Here is a 17341-nt window from a genome sequence, read left to right as displayed (position 1 = left end):
GGGTGACCGACATCCCGCGCCGGGCCGTGTCCCGGACCGCCAAGCTCGCCGCTCTACCGCTCGGTTTCGCCGGTCGGACCGTCCTCGGCATGGGCAAGCGCGTCACCGGGCTCGCGTCCGACGTCATCTCCGCCGAGATCCAGCAGCGCACCGCCGAGCAGCTGTTCAGCGTGCTCGGGCAGCTCAAGGGCGGGGCCATGAAGTTCGGTCAGGCCCTGTCGGTCTTCGAGGCGGCGCTTCCGGAGGAGATCGCCGCCCCCTACCGGCAGGCGCTCACCAAGCTCCAGGAGGCCGCCCCGCCGCTGCCCGCGGCGACCGTGCACAAGGTGCTGGCCGAGCAGCTCGGGCCGGACTGGCGGGACCGGTTCGTGGAGTTCAACGACACCCCGGCCGCCGCGGCCAGCATCGGCCAGGTGCACCGCGCGGTCTGGCGTGATCCGGGGTACGGGCCGAACGGCGGCCCGCGGCACCGGGACGTGGCCGTGAAGATCCAGTACCCGGGCGCCGGGGACGCCCTGCTCGCCGACCTGAAGCAGCTCTCCCGGCTGGGCGGCATGTTCCGCGCGATCCAGCCCGGGCTGGACGTGAAGCCGCTCCTGGTGGAGCTGCGCGAACGGATCACCGAGGAACTGGACTACGAGCTGGAGGCCGAGTCGCAGCGCGCGTTCGCCGCCGCGTACGCGGACGATCCGGACATCTACATCCCGGAGGTGCTCGACGCCGCGCCCCGGGTGCTGATCACCGAGTGGGTCGAGGGCACCCCGCTGTCGCAGATCATCCGGGAGGGCACCGAGGAGCAGCGTGACGAGGCCGGGCGGCTGATGGCCGAGTTGCACCTCTCCGCGCCCATGCGGGCCGGGCTGCTGCACGCCGACCCGCACCCGGGCAACTTCCGGCTGCTACCGGACGGCCGGCTCGGCGTGATCGACTTCGGCGCGGTGGCCCGGATGCCGGAGGGCACCCCGGAGCCGATCGGCCGGATCGCCGCCCTGGCGTTGCGCGGCGACGCGGACGCCGTGGTGGCCGGGCTGCGGGACGAGGGCTTCGTGAGCCCCACCGAGCCGATCGACGCCGAGGGGGTGCTGGACTTCCTCCGGCCGATGCTGGAGCCGATCTCCGCGGACGAGTTCCGGTTCACCCGGGCCTGGCTGCGCGGCGAGGCGGCCCGGCTGGCCAGCCCGCGCTCCCCCACCTACCAGCTCAGCCGGCAGCTCAACCTGCCGCCGTCGTACCTGATGATCCACCGGGTGACGCTGGGCTCGATCGGGGTGCTCTGCCAGTTGGAGGCCAAGGCGCCCTACCGGGCCATCCTGGAGCGCTGGCTGCCCGGTTTCGCCCCGGTGAGCTGACCGACGCACACGCCGAAGGGGCGGCGACCATCCGGTCGCCGCCCCTTCCGTGGTGTGGGTACTAGAGAACGCCCAGGTCGCGAGCCGACTGGCTGCGGCTACGCATGGCGACGGTACGGGCGGAACGGGCTGCCTCAGTGCGCGTGGTGGTGCCGGCCTGAGGCCGGCGCATTCGCGCCCGGGACAACGCTTCGTGGAGTAGTTGCATCTCGGTTCCATTCGGCAGGTGCAGCATGGTTTCGGCTTTCTCGCGGCCGGTGAGTGTCACCGGCGGGGACGTCGGACGGGGTTGTGTCAGGCTGCCAGCCGGACGGAGCTACGCGACTCGGACAGCCCACTGGCCGCCAGTCGCGCCTCCGCCTCGACCCGAAGCTGGGCGTCACGGGCGAGGTCCTCCTTGCGCGGACGGCCACGGGGCCGCTTGCGCGGGACGACCGCGCCACGCTCGAAGATCTCGCCGCCCCAGACGCCCCAGGGCTCGGCCCGCTCCACCGCGCCGGCGAGGCACTCGACGCGCAGCGGGCAGTCCCCGCAGAGCGACTTGGCCAGCTCGAGCTCGGCAGGCGAGTCGGAGAACCACAGGTCGGGGTCGAACTTCCGGCAGGGCAGGTTCGCCTCCACGTCGACACTCACGTCGAGCGGGGCCAACGCCAGACTCATCTCCCGGTCACCTCTCTCTCACTTCGATCTCGTGGATCGCATTACTTCGGCACTACGGCGGTGCAAAAAAACTGAGGCCGCGGATCCCGGTGTGCGGGTTCCGCGGCCTCGAGGTGAGCCGGTGGTCTGGATCAGACCGGTCTACCTCGAGGTGGAACGCCGCGGACATCCGTGCGCTTCTTGACGTCACCGATGCCCATGCCCGTGAAGCCACTGGTCCCCTCGATCTCCGCCAGCGGCGCGACGGTCAGGTTCAGCTCGGCCTGAACCTGGACCTGGTGCACCTGCGGAGCCGACGGTCGAGCGGCAAGGGCCACCCGGACGGACGACAGCGGAGCGCAGGCAGCTGGCATCGCCGCCGGACGCTCATAGGTGAAGATCTCCACGGGTGCCACCTCCCTCAACGTTCCTCGTGCCGACCATGGACTCATCCCCCGTGAGCAGCCAGAATGGCGCCGCTCGCGAGGTGTGTCCTGAGGCTATTCCTCGCCTCGGGGCGAGGGCAAACGATTTACGGCTAGATTTCGAAACTTTTCTGCGGGCAGACATCGTCCACCCCCGCACCGGCCACCAGGGCCAGCACCGTATCGCCGTAAAGGCCCAGTTTGCGGGGCCCGATCCCGGCGATCGCGATGAGTTCCTCGGTGCGTCCGGGCTTCCGCTCGGCCAGCGCGGTGAGCGTGGCGTCGGTGAAGACCACGTACGCCGGCACCTTCTGCGCGCCGGCCACCCGCTGCCGCCACTCGTGCAGCCGCTCGTACAGCTCCTCGTCCAGATCGGACGGACAGGTCGGGCAGCGGCCCAGCTTCCGATCCGCCCCGGCGAGCAGGGTGGCGCCGCAGATCCGGCAGGACACCACCTGGGCGCGCCGCCGCTCGGTGCGCCGGGCCGCGCCCGCGCCGGCCCGCTCGCCGCCGCCGGAGCGGTCCAGCTGCGGCAGGAACCGGGACGGCCGCCGGGCCCGGCCGCCGGGCGAACGGGCCGTCGCGTACGACAGCCAGAGCCACTCCCGCGCCCGCGTGATCCCGACGTAGAGCAGGCGGCGTTCCTCCTCGACCTGCTCGGGGGTCTTCGCGTACGTGGTGGGCAGGGTGCCCTCGGCCAGGCCGACGAGGAAGACGGCGTCCCACTCCAGACCCTTGGCCGAGTGCAGTGAGGCCAGCGTCACCCCCTCCACCGTGGGCACGTGCTGCTGGGCGGCCCGCCGGGCCAGTTCCTCGTTGAAGTCGCCCAGGGTGACCGGGCGCTCGATCGCGACGGCCTCGCCGATCGGCACCACCTCGGGCGTCGCCGCGTACTCCTCGGCGAGCTGGACCAGGGCGGCGAGCGCCTCCCAGCGCTCGCGCGCGGCCCCGCCGGCCGGGGGCGCGTCGGGCGCCCAGCCGACCGCGGCGAGCCCCTCCACGACGGCGGCCGGCAGCGGGGTCTCCCCCGGGATGGACCGGGTGGCGGCGCGCAGCGCGATCATCGCCTGGCGCACCTCGGGGCGCTCGAAGAAGCGCTCCGCCCCCTGCACCACGTACGGGACCGCGGCCTCGGTGAGCGCCTTCTCGTACGCCTCGGACTGCGCGTTGGTCCGGAACAGCACCGCGATCTCCCGCGCCGGGGTGCCGCCGTCGATCAGCGCCCGGCAGCGGGCGGCGACCGCGTTGGCCTCGGCCGGCTCGTCGGTGAAGATCCGCAGATCGGGTTCCGGGCCGGGCGGGCGCTGGCCGTGCAGTTCCAGCCGGAGCCGCGCCTCGGCGCCCCGGGCCTGGGAGATCACCGCGTTGGCCAGCCCGACCACCTGCGGGGTGGAGCGGTAGTCGCGGACCAGCCGGACCACCGTGGCGCCCCGGTAGCGGCGCGGGAAGTCGACCAGGTAGGAGGACGTCGCCCCGGTGAACGAGTAGATGGTCTGGCTGGCGTCGCCCACCACGGTGAGGTCGTCCCGGCCGCCGAGCCAGGCGTCCAGCAGCCGCTGCTGGAGCGGGTTGACGTCCTGGTACTCGTCGACCACGAGGTGCCGGTACTGCCCGCGGACCTGCTCGGCGACGTCGGCGTGCTCCTCGATGCCCCAGACCGCGGCGCGCAGCATGTCCTCGAAGTCGATCACCCCGTTGCCGCGTTTGAGCCGCTCGTACGCGGCGAAGACGTCGGCGACCTTGGCCGGCTCGTACGGGGTCTCGCGCAGCGCCTTGGCCGCGGCCACCACGTACTCACCGGGCTCGACGAGCGACGACTTGGCCCACTCGATCTCGCCGGCCAGGTCGCGGGCGGCGGCCCGGTCGGCGCGCAGGCCCACCTTGGCGGCGGCCAGGGTGACCACCCGCACCTTGCTGTCCAGCAGTTCGGGCATGGCCCGCCCCTCCAGCAGCCGGGGCGCGAAGTAGCGGACCTGGCGCAGCGCGGCCGCGTGGAAGGTGCGCGCCTGCACACCTGGCACCCCGAGGACGGCGAGACGGCTTCGCATCTCGGCGGCGGCCCGGGCCGTGAAGGTGACCGCCAGCACGTGCCGGGCGGAGATGTCGCCGGTGAGCGCACGGTGGGCGATCCGGGAGGTCACCGCCCGGGTCTTGCCGGTCCCGGCGCCGGCCAGGATGCAGACCGGGCCGGCCGGGGCGGTCACCGCGGACCGCTGCTCCGGGTCGAGGCCGGCCAGCACCCGTTCCGCCGCTGAGTGAACCACCACAGCCAGGAATCATTCCAGCCTCCGGCGATGTTGCAGCGGTTAGCCTGGCCTGATCGGACCGGGCGCGAGTCACCCCTTGGAGGACCTGACCATGTTGACGATGTATTCCACCCCGTGGTGCGGCTACTGCCACCGGCTGAAGTCGCAGCTCGACCGGGAGGGCATCGCGTACGAGGTGGTCGACATCGAGCAGGACACGAAGGCCGCGGAGTTCGTGATGAGCGTCAACGGCGGCAACCAGACCGTCCCGACGCTGCGGTTCGATGACGGAAGCGCCCTGACCAACCCCTCGATCACCCAGGTCAAGCAGCACCTGGCCAGCCTTCCCGGCTGACCCACCCGCACCTGCGACGAGCGGCCACCCCGAACCGGGGTCGGCCGCTCGTCGCGTCTCACGGCGCCCGGCGACGGCGGGGCGCGGCGAGCACCTCGCGGTCGAGCGGGCGGCGCGGGACCGGGACGTGGACCAGGACGGGCCGGGGCGTCGTGAGCCGCCGGCCGCCCCAGAGGTACAGGCCGGCGGCCGTGGTGGTCACCCCGACCAGGGCGAAGAGCAGGCGGTAGTCGAAGACACCCACGAGCAGCGCGCCGGCGCCGATGGAGACCGCCTGCGGGCCGCTCACCACCGCCTCCGCGGCGGCGGCGACCCGGCCCAGCAGCCCCGGCGGCGTCCGCCGCTGGATCAGCGTGTTCAACCCGACCATGGTCAGCGGCAGGGAGACCCCGGCCAGCAGCAGCGCCACCACACCGAGCCAGAGCCGGGGGTACGCGAGCGCCAGCGCGGCCGGTCCGAAGAAGCTCACCCCGGCGGCGAGCGCGCCCACCTCACCGGCCCGGCGCACCACCGCCGCCGAGAAGAGCCCGCCGACCAGCCCGCCGACCCCCTGCACCGTGACGAGCACGCCGACGAACGCGGCGTCCCGGCCCAGCCCCAGGTCGACGTACGCGAAGATCAGCGACTCGGTGAAGCCCATCATGAGCGAGCCCAGCCCGTACCCGAGCAGGGCCCGGCGCAGCGCGGGGTCGCCGGCCAGGTGCCGCAGCCCGGCGCCCAGCCCGGCCGGCCAGCGGCGCGCGGACCGGGCCGGCGTGGTCTCGGTGACCCGGAGCAGGCCGACCACCGCCGCGGCGGTGAGGAAGCCGGTCATGGCCAGGGCGACCAGCAGCCAGCCGCCGACCGCGGCGTAGAGCCCGGCTCCGGCCAGCGGGCCGACCAGCCGCAGTCCCTGCCGGACGGTCTGGAGCACCCCGTTGGCGTCGGCCAGCAGCTCGCTCGGCACCAGGTGCCGGATCAGCCCGCTGAGCACCGCGCTCAGCGTGATGTACGACAGCCCGTAGAGCCCCGCCACCACGTAGATCACCCAGACGTCGGCGCGGTCGTGGACCGCGAAGAGCGGGCAGAGCAGCACGGCCGTGCCGAGGTTGGCGGCCACGAAGAAGGGCCGGCGGCGGCAGCGGTCGACCACCCAGCCGACCAGCGGCGCGAGCGCCATCGGCGCGATGACGGCGAAGATGGTGGCCCCGGCCATGCCGTCCGACCCGGTCAGGTCCTTGACCCAGACGGCCAGGGCCAGCAGCAGGATCGACTCGGCCGCCATGCTGGCCAGCAGCGCGACGAAGAGCAGACGGAAGTCGGGGCGGCGCAGGACGGTGCGCATCGGGTTCCCTCCGGCGGGCGTGCGCCATGGGCGCGTCGGGGCGGGCGCGCCGGTGAAGGCACCCCTCCACGGTCCTCTTTTTGTCGCGTGACACGCCCCCGCCGGAACCTCCGGCGCCGGTCGCGCCGTCCATACTGACCGTGGGGGGCGAATTTCATACAGTTACCGTCGCGTCCTGCGACGGTCGACGGGAAAGAGGACACCGTGCCTCCTGCCGCACCAGGTCCGATCCTGCGCCGTCGCAGGCTCGGCACCGAGCTGCGCCGGCTGCGTGAGCAGGCCGGCCTGACGGGCGACCAGGTCATCGAGCGGATCGGCTGGGCCTCCGCCTCCAAGCTGTCCCGCCTGGAGAACGGGCGCAGTCGCCCCGACCCGGACGACGTCGGCGTCCTCCTGACCCTCTACGGCGCCGAGGGTGAGCTGCGCGAGGAGCTGCTGGGAATCACCCAGGAGGCCGGCGACATGCGCGGCTGGCTGCGCAACTTCCCCGTGATGACCCAGCAGCAGCGCGGCTTCGCCGAGCTGGAGGCGGGGTGCGCGGAGATCTCCGAGTACAACCCGGTGCTGGTGCCGGGGCTGTTGCAGACCCCCGGGTACGCCCGGCACCGGATCATGTCCGCGGCCCGGGTGGCCGAGCAGGCCGGCGACCAGGAGACCGAGGACCCGGAGACCGAGGTACGCGCGCGGCAGGCCCGCCAGTCGCTGCTGAACCGTTCCCCCGACGCGCCCCGCTACACGGCGGTGCTGGAGGAGGCGGCGCTCGGGCGCCGGGCCGGCCCGCCCGAGGTGCTGCACGAGCAGATCGTCCACCTCTGCGAGCTGGCCATGCTGCCGAACGTGACGTTGCACCTGCTGCTGCGGGACACCCGGGTGGGTGACTGGTACCTGCCACCCACCGCCTTCTCGGTCTACCGGTTCGCCGATCCGCTCGATCCGGAGACGCTGGCCATCGAAGGTGGCTTCACCGACGTCATGTCGACCGAGGCAAACACCCTAAATCGCTATAAAGTGGTGTTCGAGTGGCTATGCTCGGCGGCGCTCTCCGCATCGGACACCCTCTCCTGGCTGATCGAGGCGACGGGACGGCTGACCGGCACGGCAGCCGAGTCCACAGTGGCGTTCGGGCCGGCAACGGCGCCGACCCAGCGCCGCCGCGACTCGGGGCGCCTGACGACGGACCGGTGATCCACGGACACCCGTGCGGCCCGCGGCGTCACTCGTCCCCATCGGAGCACTCCAGACCAGGAGCAGAACCATGAACGAGATCCGCAACAGCACGTCCGAGCAGCCCGCCGGCCTCGCCTGGCGCAAGAGCACCCGCAGCCAGACCTCGAACTGCGTGGAGATGGCGCCGCTGCACACCGGGCCGGCGGCCGTCGCGCTGCGGGACAGCAAGGACCCGCGCGGGCCGGTGCTGCTGTTCAACCGGGCCGGCTGGCTCGGCTTCATCGCCGGCGCGAAGAACGGCCAGTTCGACCTGAACTGATCCGGCGAGGTCGCGGGGCCGCCGGTGCGACACCGGCGGCCCCTTGCGCGTCCACCCCCGACAACCGTGCCGAGCTGGGGTCACCCGATCGGTCGAGGGCGCGGGCAATAGGCGAGTTTCACTTGCTGTCACCAAGCGCGGGCGTAACATGACGCAAGAGTGACGTGGAAGTTGCAGAGTGCATCCGTCCGTCCGTACCGGGGGACACCATGCGGTTCCTGATCGTCCGCACCGAAATCCGTGCCGCCGCCGACACCGACATCGCCGCCGCCTGGGCCGGCGGGGGCCGGCTGCGGGACGAGACCAGCGCGCCGGAACCGCGCCGCCAGGTCGTCCACGCCGAGGACCGCGACGCGGCCCTGCTGCTCGCCCGGGCGCTCTCCAGCGTGGGCGCCGTCCGGGCCGGCCGGCACCGGGTCAAGGTGCTGCCGATCTCGGACCTCGACCCGGCCCACCCGTACCACCGGGACGGCGGCTGACCCGCCACCGACGCCCGTCGTGGCCGGACCGGCTCCCCCGCCGCGTTCCATGCCTCATCCGGCCACGACGGCCCGTGTTCCCGGCCCGAGACCGCCGCGGCAACGACGGTCCCGGGCCGGGGCCGCATTCCGGCCGCATCCGGCCCGTGTCCCCACACCTCCCGGTGATCATGAAGTTGGCGGCGCGACTCGCCCGATGTGTCGCCGCCAACTTCATGATCACGGGGGTTGGTCTCGGGCTTCGGTCCCGCTGGTCCGCGTGCGCTCCGGTCAGCAGTGGCCGTCGAGCCAGCGGTGGACCAGGAACAGGGCGATCGATGACGGCGGCGGGAGGAGCAGGCGGTCGCCGCCCTCCACCCGGACCGGCTCGTCGGCCAGCGCCGCGCCGATCTCCCGCCGCGTGAACCAGCGGGCGTGGGCGATCTCGGCCGGATCCACCCGGATGGGCGCGTCGGCGTCGGCGCGGGCCAGGAAGCCGAGCATCAGGGAACCGGGGAACGGCCAGGACTGGCTGCCCGCGTACCCGATCTCCTCGACCTCGACGCCGACCTCCTCGCGGACCTCGCGCAGCACGGCGGCCTCGGCCGACTCCCCCGGCTCGACGTAACCGGCGAGGCAGGAGTAGCGGCGCAGCCCCGGGGTGCTCGGCCAGGTGGCGTTGTTGCCGAGCAGGCAGCGCCCGTCCGGGCCGTCGACGCCGTCGTGCACCAGCACGATCATGGCCGGATCGGTACGCGGCCAGATCCGGCCGCCGCCGGGGTCGACCCGGGACCAGCCGGCCTCGTCCACCTCGGTCGGATGCCCGGTGGACGAGGAGTAGCCGTGCCGGGTGTGCCAGTTCGTCAGCGCCAGCGCCGTGGTGAAGATCCCGGCGTCCCGGTCGGTCAGCAGGTGGCCGACCTCGCGCAGGTTGACCCGGCGGGTGCCGGCCAGCTCGGGCAACGGCGAGTCCACCGCGAAGACCGGTACGCCGTCCGCCTCGACGCCGAGGAACATCGGCACCGACCGGGGCACCTCGGGCAGCTCGCCGGGGCCGACCAGCACCAGCTCCGGCGGGGCCGCCTCGCCACGGACCAGGGCCCGGCCCTCGTCGGCCGAGTCCAGCACCAGCACGCGGGCCTGTTCCCACGCCTCGGCGAGCCAGCCCGGGTCGGTCCGCCGGTGCGCCGCCCGGTCGAGCGTGGACCGGGCCAGCGGTGGGGCGGGCTCGCCGGTCATGAGGACTCCGTCCGGACCGGGGTGAGCGTGGCGAGGCTGTCGGCCACCCGCTCGGCGTCGCCCAGCACCACCGTGACCGCCTGCGCGGGCGCCAGGTAGCGGGCCGCCGCCGCGGTCACGTCGTCCACGGTCGCCGCGGCCAGCCGGGCGGCGTGCTCCGCGAGGAAGTCCAGGCGCAGCCCGTTGCCGGCGTACGCGCTGGTCAGCGAGGCCAGCCCGGCCTGGGTGGACATGCCGAGCTGGAGGGTGCCGAGGGCGTACTGGCGGGCCTGCTCCAGCTCGTCCGGCTTGGGCGGCACGGTGGCCAGCCGGCCCAGCTCGTACAGGGTCTCCAGCAGGGCGGGCGCGGTCACCTCGGTGGCCACCTCGGCGGCGGCGACCAGCACCGACCCGGCCACCGAGTGCTCGACGAGCGAGTGCGGCCCGTACGTGTAGCCCTTGTCCTCCCGGATGTTCTCCACCCAGCGGGAGGAGAAGTAGCCACCGAAGACCAGGTTGGCCAGTTGCAGCGCGGCGTGGTCGGGGTGGGTCCGGGGTACCGCGGGAAGCGCGATCCGCAGCGAGGACTGCACCGAGCCGGGCCGGTCGACGAGCAGCAGCGGGCCGGGCTCCAGCGGCGGCGCGGGCGGCAGCTCGGCCGGCTGCCCGTCACCCTGCCAGCCGGAGAGAGCCCGCTCCGCCGCGTCCAGCGCCCGCTCCGGCTGCACGTCGCCGACCAGCACCAGCACCGCGCCGGCCGGGTGCACCCGCTCGGCGTGCAGGCGCCGCAGCACCGGCGGCTTCACCGCCCGCACCTGGTCGGGCTCGGGGGTCTGCACGGCGTACGGGTGCCGGCCGTAGATCCGCTTGAGCAGCGCGGTCCGGGCGAGGTGGGCGGGCTGGCTCTGGGCCACCTGGATCCGGTCGACCAGCCGGTCCCGTTCGGTCTCCACCCAGTCGGCCGGGTAGGTCGCCCCGGTGAGCACGTCGGCGAGCAGCTCCAGCATCCGGTCCAGGCCGGTGACCAGGCTCGCCCCGGAGAGCATCAGCCGGTCCGGGTCGACGCCGGCGGAGAGCCCGCCGCCGACCTTCTGCAGTTCCGCCGCGAGCTGGGTCGCGGTGTGCGTCTCCGTGCCGGAGAGCAGGGTCTGCGCCAGCATCCCGCCACGGGCCAGGTGGGTACGCCCGAACGGCATCCAGAGCCGCAGCTCGACCAGCGGGATCGCGCTGCGGCGTACCGCGATCACGGTGAGGCCGTTGTCGAGCGTGCGCTCGGCCTGCTTCGGCAGCTTGAGCCTGCGGTTGGGCCCGAGCGCCGGCAGCGGCCGCGTACCCGTTTCGACGGTTGTCATCGGGCGCCTCCGGCGATGACCTCGATGGACGCGCGGCGCTCCGGCCGCAGGGTGGCGGCGGCGGCGCGGACCTGCTCGTCGGTCACCTCGCCGACCAGCCGGGGCAGGTCGTTGAGCAGGCCCGGCTCGCCGCGCTGCTGTTCCAGCACGGCCATCCGCAGCGCCCGGCCGAGCACCGCGTCGGTGTCCCGCAGCAGGTGGGTGGCCATCCGGGCCTGGGTACGGGCCAGCTCCCCCTCGGTCAGCCCGTCGGTGGCCAGCCGGTCCAGCTCCTCGTCGACGGTGCGCAGCACCTTGTCGACGTCGCCGCCGGGCGGCAGGTGGGCCTGGAGCAGCAGCGCCGTGGGGTCGCGCACGTCGAACGGGTCGCCCATGAAGCCGAGGTAGCCGCCCAGGCTGGTGACCGAGCGGTCCCGCTGGACGAGCCGCTCGACAAGCCGGGAGGCGTCGCCGTCGGTGAGCACCTCGGCCAGCACCACGTACGGCAGGTAGCCGGCGAAGTCGGTCACCGGGTCGGGCACCCGCCAGGCGCCGGCCACCGCCGGCAGCGGGGCCAGCTGGTCGGTGTACGAGGTGCGCCGCTCGGCGGTGAGGTCGGGTTCGGCGAAGTCGGGGCGCTCCGGGGCGGGGCGGGCCGGCACGTCGCCGAAGTGCCGCTCGATGAGCGCTGTCGCCTCGGCCACGTCGACGTCCCCGCTGACCGCGAGGACTGCGTTGCCGCTGGCGTAGTAGCGGCGGAAGAAGTCGGCCGCGTCACCGACGGTGGCGGACTCCAGGTCGTCGAAGGAGCCGTAGCCGTCGTGCGCGTTGGGGAACGTGTCGAACATGACCGGCGGGAGGGTGAGCCAGGGGAACCCGCCGTACGGCCGGTTGAGCACGTTGACCCGGATCTCCTCCTTGACCACGTCGACCTGGTTGCGCAGGTTCTCCTCGGTCAGCCGGGGGCCGCGCATCCGGTCGGCCTCGAGGAAGAGCGCCCGCTCCAGCGCGTTGCTGGGCAGGGTCTCGTAGTAGTCGGTGTAGTCGAGGTGGGTGGAGCCGTTGAAGGTGCCGCCGGCGCCCTGGACGTGCCGGAAGTGGGCCAGCTTCTCCAGGTTCTCCGAGCCCTGGAACATCAGGTGCTCGAAGAGGTGGGCGAAGCCGGTGCGCCCCTCCGGCTCGGACCGGATGCCGACGTCGTAGACCACCGCCACCCCGATGACCGGGGCGCTGCGGTCGGGGGTGAGCACCACCCGCAGGCCGTTGTCGAGGGTGAACCGCTCGACCGGGTATTTCGTCGCTGGAATTCTCGCTCTCCGCGTCGGCACGTGATCGACCCTAACGCGTCCGCCGCGCCCGCACCGGCGGTGTGCGCGGGCCCACCGGACGGCGGTGTGGAGCGGGGGCCGACCGGCGCCACTATCTCCACCGAACAGGTGGGAATTGCCAAGAATCCCCAGGTCGCGCGTCCCGGATTCTGGATGGGTCTTGACGCCGCTCGGCGCCTGCCCCAGTCTTCCTACCAACTAAGTAGGAATACTGCGGATTGGATACACGATGAGACGGCTCCCCTTCCGCCGCCTGGTCACCCTGGCCACCCTCGCCGTGGTCGGCGCGGCCACCCTGGGCGCCACCGCGGCCTGCGGCGACGACAGCGACGACGCCGCCGGTGGCTCCGGTCCGGTCACGCTGCGCCTGGGCTACTTCCCGAACATCACCCACGCGCCGGCCGTGGTCGGCGTGGAGAAGGGCATCTTCAAGGAGAAGCTGGGCAGCGGCGTCACGCTGGAGACCAAGACCTTCAACGCCGGCCCGGCGGCCATCGAGGCGGTCTTCTCCGGCGCGCTCGACGCCACGTACATCGGTCCGAACCCGACGGTGAACGCCTTCTCGAAGTCCAAGGGCGAGGCGGTCCGGGTCGTCTCCGGCGCCGCGTCCGGCGGCGTGGCCCTGGTGGTGAAGCCGGAGATCACCTCGGTGGAGCAGCTGCGCGGCAAGAAGATCGCCACGCCGCAGCTCGGCAACACCCAGGACGTCGCGCTGCGCTACTGGCTCAAGGAGAAGGGCCTCCAGACCACCAAGGAGGGCGGCGGCGACGTCAAGGTGGTCCCCCAGGAGAACGCGCAGACCGTCGAGACCTTCGGCACCGGCGCCATCGACGGCGCGTGGGTGCCCGAGCCCTTCGTCTCCCGGCTGGTCAACGCGGGCGGCAAGGTGCTCGTCGACGAGCGCGACCTCTGGCCGGACAAGAAGTTCGTCATCACCAACCTGCTGGTCAGCACCAAGTTCCTCAAGGCGCACCCGGACGTGGTGAAGAAGCTCGTCGAGGGGCAGGTCGCGGCGAACGAGTTCGTCAACAGCAAGCCGGACGAGGCGCAGCAGGCCATCTCCGACCACATCGGCAAGATCACCGGCAAGCCGCTGGACCTCAAGCTGATCAAGCAGGCCTGGCCCACGCTGGAGTTCACCAACGACCCCATCCCGTCCTCGCTGAAGGCCGGGCTGGACCACGCCGTCGCCGTCGGGCTGACCCAGCCGGTGGACCTGAACGGCCTCTACGACCTGAAGTACCTCAACGAGGTGCTCAAGGCGCAGGGCAAGGCCGAGGTCGTCCAGCCGTGACGTCGACCACGACGACCCCGCGCAGCGCGACCGGCTCGGTCGCGCTGCGCGGCGTGACAAAGGTGTACGGCCAGGGCGAGCACGCCGTCCTGGCCCTGGACGGGGTCTCGCTGGACGTGGCCCCCGGCGAATTCGTCTGCCTGGTCGGCGCGTCCGGCTGCGGCAAGAGCACCCTGCTCAACCTGGTGGCCGGGCTGGACCGGACCAGCGGCGGCCGGATCGACCTGGGCGAGGGGGTCAACCCCGGCCTCATGTTCCAGGAGTCGGCGCTCTTCCCGTGGCTCACCGTCGAGGGCAATGTGGAGGTGCCGCTCAAGCTTCGCGGGCTGCCCCGCAACGAGCGCAGGGCTCGGGTCGCCGAGCTGCTGCGGACGGTCCACCTGGCCGACTTCGCCCGCAAGCGCCCGCACCAGCTCTCCGGCGGCATGCGGCAGCGGGTCGCGCTGGCCCGCACCCTGGCCCTGGACACCCCGGTGCTGCTGATGGACGAGCCGTTCGGCGCGCTCGACGCCATGACCCGGGACATCCTGCACGACGAGCTGGAGCGGATCTGGTCCGAGCGGAAGCTCACCGTGATCTTCGTGACCCACAACGTCCGCGAGGCGGCCCGCCTCGCCGACCGGATCATCCTGCTGTCCAGCCGGCCCGGCCGGATCATCTACTCCACCGAGGTCGACGTGCCGCGACCCCGGCGGATCGACTCGCCGGAGATCGCGGCCATCGCCGCCGACGTCACCGACCGGCTGCGTACGGAGGTGGGCCGCCATGGCCAGTGACACGCTCGCTGGAGCGCCGCGCACCGACGCGGAGATCTCCGGCCTGGACGCCCTGGAGATCGCCGGCCGGGAGAAGGCGCCGTCCCGGCTGCGCCGGGTCTGGTCGACCACCTGGCCGAAGCTGGCCGCGCTGGCCCTGGCCGTCGCCCTCTGGCAGGCCGTGGTCTGGACCGGCTGGAAGGACCCGTGGGCGCTGCCCGGGCCGGTGGTCGTCTTCGAGGACCTGGGCCACTACGTGGCCAGCCCGGCGCTCTGGCACGGCCTGGCCACCACGGCCCGCCGCGCCGCCGTGGGCTTCGCCGCCGCGGTCGCCGTCGGCCTGCTGCTCGGTCTCGCGGTGGCCCGGGTGAAGGTGCTCCGCGCCGCGCTCGGCTCGATGATCACCGCGTTGCAGACCATGCCGTCGATCGCCTGGTTCCCCCTCGCGATCCTGCTCTTCCAACTCAGCGAGCAGGCCATCTTCTTCGTGGTGGTGCTCGGCGCGGCGCCGTCGGTGGCAAACGGCGTCATCCACGGCGTGGACTACGTGCCGCCGTTGCTGGTCCGGGCCGGACGCAACCTCGGCGCCCGCGGGCTGGACCTGTACCGGTACGTCATCGCGCCGGCCGCGCTGCCGGCCATCGTGGCCGGACTCAAGCAGGGCTGGGCGTTCGCCTGGCGCAGCCTGATGGCCGGCGAGCTGCTGGTGGTCATCGCCACCCGGACCTCGATCGGCGCGCAGCTGACCTACGCCCGGGAGCTGAGCGAGGCGCCCCGGCTGATGGCCATCATGATCGTCATCCTGGTGGTGGGCCTGCTGGTGGACGCCGCGTTCGGCGCGGCCGACAAGGCGATCCGCCGCCGCTGGGGCGTGCTGGACCAGGCCGGCAACTGACGCCGTGTACGTCTCCGCGCGCGCCGACTACGCGCTCCGGGCCATGCTCGCCGTCGCCGACGCCGCCGGGTCCACCGGCGACGGGGGGTTCGGCGCCGGCGAGCTGGTCAAGGCGGCGAGCCTGGCCGAGCGCCAGGACATCCCGCTCAGCTTCCTCCAGGGCATCCTGCTCGACCTGCGTCGGGCCGGGCTGCTGCACAGCCACCGCGGCAACGAGGGCGGGTACGCGCTCACCCGCCCGGCCGCCGAGATCAGCGTCGGTGACGTGCTGCGGGCGGTGGGCGGCGCGCTGACGAGCGTCCGGGGCATGCCCGCCGACCACGCCGGTTACCACGGGGTGGCCGCCGGGCTGCGGGACGTCTGGCTGGCGGTGGACGGCGCGATCGCCCTGGTGGTCGACCGGACCACCCTCGCCGACCTGCTGGCCGACCGCGCCGCCGCGTCCTGACGTCGGGATCAGCCCCGGCGGCGCGGGCGGCGGGAGCGGGACGGCCGCGAGGCCGCGGCGGCGTGCGGCGCGGGCGGCGGGGTGAGGGTGACCGGGACGCCGGTGGGCTGGCGGGCGCCGGTGACGCGGGTCAGTTCCTCGTCGCCGGGGCGTACCCGGGCGGTGTGCGGGGTGATGCCGGCGACCGTCATGAGCCGGGAGACGTCCCGGCGCTGCTCCGGCAGGACCAGTGTGACCACGGTGCCGGACTCCCCCGCCCGGGCGGTCCGGCCGCCCCGGTGCAGGTAGTCCTTCGCCTCGGTCGGCGGGTCGGCGTTGACCACCAGGTCCAGCCCGTCCACGTGGATGCCCCGGGCCGCCACGTCGGTGGCCACCAGCGCGGTGACGTGACCGGTGCGGAACTGCTCCAGGATCCGGGTGCGCTGCGGCTGGGTCTTGCCGCCGTGCAGCGCGGCGGCGCGTACCCCCTTGGCGAGCAGTTGGCGCGCGACCCGGTCGGCGCGGTGCTTGGTGGCCATGAACAGGATGGTGCGGCCTTCGCGGGCGGCGATGTGGGCCAGCGCGGCCGGCTTGTCCTCCGCCTCGACGTGCAGCACGTGGTGGGTCATGGCGGTCACCGTGGCGGTGCCCGGGTCGACGGAGTGCGACACGGGGTTGCTCAGGAAGCGGCGGACCAGCCGGTCCACGCCGCCGTCCAGGGTGGCCGAGAACAGCATCCGCTGGCCGTTCGGGTCGACCTGCTCCAGCAGCTTCGTCACCTGCGGCAGGAAGCCCATGTCGGCCATCTGGTCGGCCTCGTCGAGCACGGTGACGGCCACCTGGTCGAGCCGGGCGTCGCGCCTGTCGATCAGGTCGTGCAGCCGGCCCGGGGTGGCCACCAGCACCTCAGCGCCGGCGCGCAGCGCGTCCGCCTGCCGCTGGAGGGAGAGCCCGCCGACCACGGTGGCGCAGCGCAGGCCGAGCGCCCGGGCGTACGGGGTGAGCGCCGCGGTGACCTGCTGGGCCAGCTCGCGGGTGGGCACCAGCACCAGCGCCAGCGGGCGGCCCGGGCGGGCCTTGCGACCGGCCGTGCGGTGCAGCAGCGGCAGCCCGAAGGCCAGCGTCTTGCCCGAGCCGGTGCGCCCGCGGCCGAGCACGTCGCGGCCGGCCAGCGAGTCCGGCAGCGTCGCCGCCTGGATGGGGAACGGCTCGGTGATGCCCTGCGCGGCCAGCTCGGTGACCAGCGCGGGGGCCAGGCCGGTGGCGGCGAAGGTGGGAACGGTCATGGTCATGCGAAAAGCCTTCCTCGACGCGGCACGTGTCGAGGAAGGGCGCCGACGAGCGGCGCGTCACCGGCGTGGCCGGTGGTCACAAGCACGAACCGAAAGGTACGGGCCGGCCCGCCGCAGCACGCCACGTCCCGCGGAGCGGGTGGGCGGCGCAGCGGACCGGCCCGTCACCGCGCCCGGGGGGCGCGATGGGTGTTACCGGATGATCCGAAGATCAGAGCGGACGGATGTTCTCCGCCTGCGGGCCCTTCTGGCCCTGGGTCACCTCGAACTCGACCCGCTGGTTCTCGTCCAGGCTCCGGTAGCCGGAGGTCTGGATCGCCGAGAAGTGGGCGAAGACGTCGGCGCCGCCGTCGTCCGGGGTGATGAAGCCGAAGCCCTTGTCAGCGTTGAACCACTTGACGGTGCCAATTGCCATGTGTTTCGTCTCCTTGACGGAACGTTCGGACCCGCACCTGTTGCGGACCGAAGAGGAGCACGCCGCACGCGTGTGCGCGGTGTACCTGTCGCTGCTGGTCGCCC

At 73.3% G+C, this 17341-nt stretch carries 18 protein-coding genes; 9 read left to right on the top strand and 9 right to left on the bottom strand.

What is annotated here, in order from left to right; translation table 11 throughout:
* Positions 1 to 2 precede the first annotated feature (2 nt).
* Entirely contained in the window at positions 3 to 1349 is a 1347-nt protein-coding gene (locus GA0070603_RS24620) for an ABC1 kinase family protein (protein ID WP_091318426.1), read from the top strand.
* A gap of 294 nt (positions 1350 to 1643) precedes the next feature.
* Here the strand turns inward: GA0070603_RS24620 and GA0070603_RS24610 are convergent, their stop codons facing one another.
* The 3 genes from GA0070603_RS24610 to GA0070603_RS24600 form a co-directional block, all read right to left on the bottom strand.
* On the bottom strand, positions 1644 to 2009 hold the full coding sequence (locus GA0070603_RS24610) for a WhiB family transcriptional regulator (protein ID WP_013288404.1): 366 nt from the start codon (positions 2007 to 2009) through the stop codon (positions 1644 to 1646).
* Positions 2010 to 2140: 131 nt separating this feature from the next.
* Positions 2141 to 2395: a hypothetical protein gene (locus GA0070603_RS24605; protein ID WP_091318421.1), complete on the bottom strand. Its 255-nt coding sequence runs from the start codon at positions 2393 to 2395 to the stop codon at positions 2141 to 2143.
* A 131-nt stretch (positions 2396 to 2526) separates the two neighbouring features.
* Positions 2527 to 4680, bottom strand: coding sequence for an ATP-dependent DNA helicase UvrD2 (locus GA0070603_RS24600; RefSeq protein WP_091318418.1), 2154 nt, complete (start codon positions 4678 to 4680; stop codon positions 2527 to 2529).
* Between the two features lie 91 nt (positions 4681 to 4771).
* Between GA0070603_RS24600 and GA0070603_RS24595 the strand changes: the two genes are divergently transcribed.
* Positions 4772 to 5014, top strand: coding sequence for a mycoredoxin (locus GA0070603_RS24595; RefSeq protein WP_091318416.1), 243 nt, complete (start codon positions 4772 to 4774; stop codon positions 5012 to 5014).
* Between the two features lie 58 nt (positions 5015 to 5072).
* On the opposite strand, the gene GA0070603_RS24590 is transcribed toward GA0070603_RS24595, so the two are convergent.
* Positions 5073 to 6338 carry an MFS transporter gene (locus GA0070603_RS24590; protein WP_091318414.1) on the bottom strand — a complete coding sequence of 422 codons (1266 nt, stop codon included), beginning with the start codon at positions 6336 to 6338 and terminating at the stop codon, positions 5073 to 5075.
* A gap of 204 nt (positions 6339 to 6542) precedes the next feature.
* Here GA0070603_RS24590 and GA0070603_RS24585 point away from each other — a divergent pair, with 204 nt between their 5' ends.
* From GA0070603_RS24585 to GA0070603_RS24575, 3 genes are all read left to right on the top strand, one after another.
* Positions 6543 to 7523, top strand: a complete 981-nt coding sequence (locus tag GA0070603_RS24585; protein ID WP_091318412.1) for a helix-turn-helix domain-containing protein — start codon at positions 6543 to 6545, stop codon at positions 7521 to 7523.
* 70 nt (positions 7524 to 7593) lie between these two features.
* A complete protein-coding gene (locus tag GA0070603_RS24580; RefSeq protein ID WP_091318409.1) occupies positions 7594 to 7824 on the top strand; it encodes a DUF397 domain-containing protein in 231 nt (76 codons plus the stop codon).
* 209 nt (positions 7825 to 8033) lie between these two features.
* Positions 8034 to 8303, top strand: a complete 270-nt coding sequence (locus GA0070603_RS24575) for a hypothetical protein (RefSeq protein WP_091318406.1) — start codon at positions 8034 to 8036, stop codon at positions 8301 to 8303.
* A 270-nt stretch (positions 8304 to 8573) separates the two neighbouring features.
* Here the strand turns inward: GA0070603_RS24575 and nudC are convergent, their stop codons facing one another.
* From nudC to GA0070603_RS24560, 3 genes are read right to left on the bottom strand one after another with little or no spacing between them, the layout of a single operon-like run.
* A complete protein-coding gene (gene nudC / locus GA0070603_RS24570) occupies positions 8574 to 9521 on the bottom strand; it encodes an NAD(+) diphosphatase (RefSeq protein WP_091318404.1) in 948 nt (315 codons plus the stop codon).
* Positions 9518 to 10852: a M16 family metallopeptidase gene (locus GA0070603_RS24565; RefSeq protein WP_091318401.1), complete on the bottom strand. Its 1335-nt coding sequence runs from the start codon at positions 10850 to 10852 to the stop codon at positions 9518 to 9520. Before GA0070603_RS24565 ends, nudC begins: the two co-directional genes overlap by 4 nt.
* Positions 10849 to 12159 carry a M16 family metallopeptidase gene (locus GA0070603_RS24560; RefSeq protein WP_091318398.1) on the bottom strand — a complete coding sequence of 437 codons (1311 nt, stop codon included), beginning with the start codon at positions 12157 to 12159 and terminating at the stop codon, positions 10849 to 10851. The genes GA0070603_RS24565 and GA0070603_RS24560 overlap by 4 nt, the downstream gene beginning before the upstream one ends.
* Positions 12160 to 12388: 229 nt before the next feature.
* On the opposite strand from GA0070603_RS24560, the gene GA0070603_RS24555 reads away from it, so the two are divergent.
* Genes GA0070603_RS24555 through GA0070603_RS24540 form a run of 4 tightly spaced genes read left to right on the top strand, consistent with a single transcriptional unit; the run spans position 12389 to position 15551 of the window.
* Positions 12389 to 13453, top strand: coding sequence for an ABC transporter substrate-binding protein (locus GA0070603_RS24555; RefSeq protein WP_091318396.1), 1065 nt, complete (start codon positions 12389 to 12391; stop codon positions 13451 to 13453).
* Entirely contained in the window at positions 13450 to 14229 is a 780-nt protein-coding gene (locus tag GA0070603_RS24550) for an ABC transporter ATP-binding protein (protein WP_091318394.1), read from the top strand. The genes GA0070603_RS24555 and GA0070603_RS24550 overlap by 4 nt, the downstream gene beginning before the upstream one ends.
* Positions 14219 to 15103, top strand: coding sequence for an ABC transporter permease (locus GA0070603_RS24545; protein ID WP_091318392.1), 885 nt, complete (start codon positions 14219 to 14221; stop codon positions 15101 to 15103). The genes GA0070603_RS24550 and GA0070603_RS24545 overlap by 11 nt, the downstream gene beginning before the upstream one ends.
* A gap of 4 nt (positions 15104 to 15107) precedes the next feature.
* The gene (locus tag GA0070603_RS24540) at positions 15108 to 15551 is read left to right on the top strand and encodes an RrF2 family transcriptional regulator (RefSeq protein WP_091318390.1); all 444 of its coding nucleotides are present in this window, start codon (positions 15108 to 15110) and stop codon (positions 15549 to 15551) included.
* 8 nt (positions 15552 to 15559) lie between these two features.
* Here the strand turns inward: GA0070603_RS24540 and GA0070603_RS24535 are convergent, their stop codons facing one another.
* Complete coding sequence (locus GA0070603_RS24535; RefSeq protein WP_091318388.1) at positions 15560 to 16822, bottom strand: DEAD/DEAH box helicase; 1263 nt, start codon at positions 16820 to 16822, stop codon at positions 15560 to 15562.
* A 211-nt stretch (positions 16823 to 17033) separates the two neighbouring features.
* Complete coding sequence (gene cspE / locus GA0070603_RS24530; RefSeq protein ID WP_013288421.1) at positions 17034 to 17237, bottom strand: transcription antiterminator/RNA stability regulator CspE; 204 nt, start codon at positions 17235 to 17237, stop codon at positions 17034 to 17036.
* Positions 17238 to 17341: the final 104 nt, after the last annotated feature.

It is taken from the genome of Micromonospora chersina (genome assembly GCF_900091475.1).
GTDB lineage: Bacteria > Actinomycetota > Actinomycetes > Mycobacteriales > Micromonosporaceae > Micromonospora > Micromonospora chersina.
The sequence above is the reverse complement of the archived record's forward strand: the minus strand, read 5'-3'. Positions and strand labels throughout refer to the sequence as shown.

Coding starts and splice junctions, on each gene's coding strand:
- GA0070603_RS24610 (WP_013288404.1), bottom strand. CDS start 2,009: ATGAGTCTGGCGTTGGCCCCGCTCGACGTGAGTGTCGACGTGGAGGCG.
- GA0070603_RS24595 (WP_091318416.1), top strand. CDS start 4,772: ATGTTGACGATGTATTCCACCCCGTGGTGCGGCTACTGCCACCGGCTG.
- GA0070603_RS24590 (WP_091318414.1), bottom strand. CDS start 6,338: ATGCGCACCGTCCTGCGCCGCCCCGACTTCCGTCTGCTCTTCGTCGCG.
- GA0070603_RS24580 (WP_091318409.1), top strand. CDS start 7,594: ATGAACGAGATCCGCAACAGCACGTCCGAGCAGCCCGCCGGCCTCGCC.
- GA0070603_RS24575 (WP_091318406.1), top strand. CDS start 8,034: ATGCGGTTCCTGATCGTCCGCACCGAAATCCGTGCCGCCGCCGACACC.
- nudC (WP_091318404.1), bottom strand. CDS start 9,521: ATGACCGGCGAGCCCGCCCCACCGCTGGCCCGGTCCACGCTCGACCGG.
- GA0070603_RS24565 (WP_091318401.1), bottom strand. CDS start 10,852: ATGACAACCGTCGAAACGGGTACGCGGCCGCTGCCGGCGCTCGGGCCC.
- GA0070603_RS24555 (WP_091318396.1), top strand. CDS start 12,389: ATGAGACGGCTCCCCTTCCGCCGCCTGGTCACCCTGGCCACCCTCGCC.
- GA0070603_RS24545 (WP_091318392.1), top strand. CDS start 14,219: ATGGCCAGTGACACGCTCGCTGGAGCGCCGCGCACCGACGCGGAGATC.
- GA0070603_RS24535 (WP_091318388.1), bottom strand. CDS start 16,822: ATGACCATGACCGTTCCCACCTTCGCCGCCACCGGCCTGGCCCCCGCG.
- cspE (WP_013288421.1), bottom strand. CDS start 17,237: ATGGCAATTGGCACCGTCAAGTGGTTCAACGCTGACAAGGGCTTCGGC.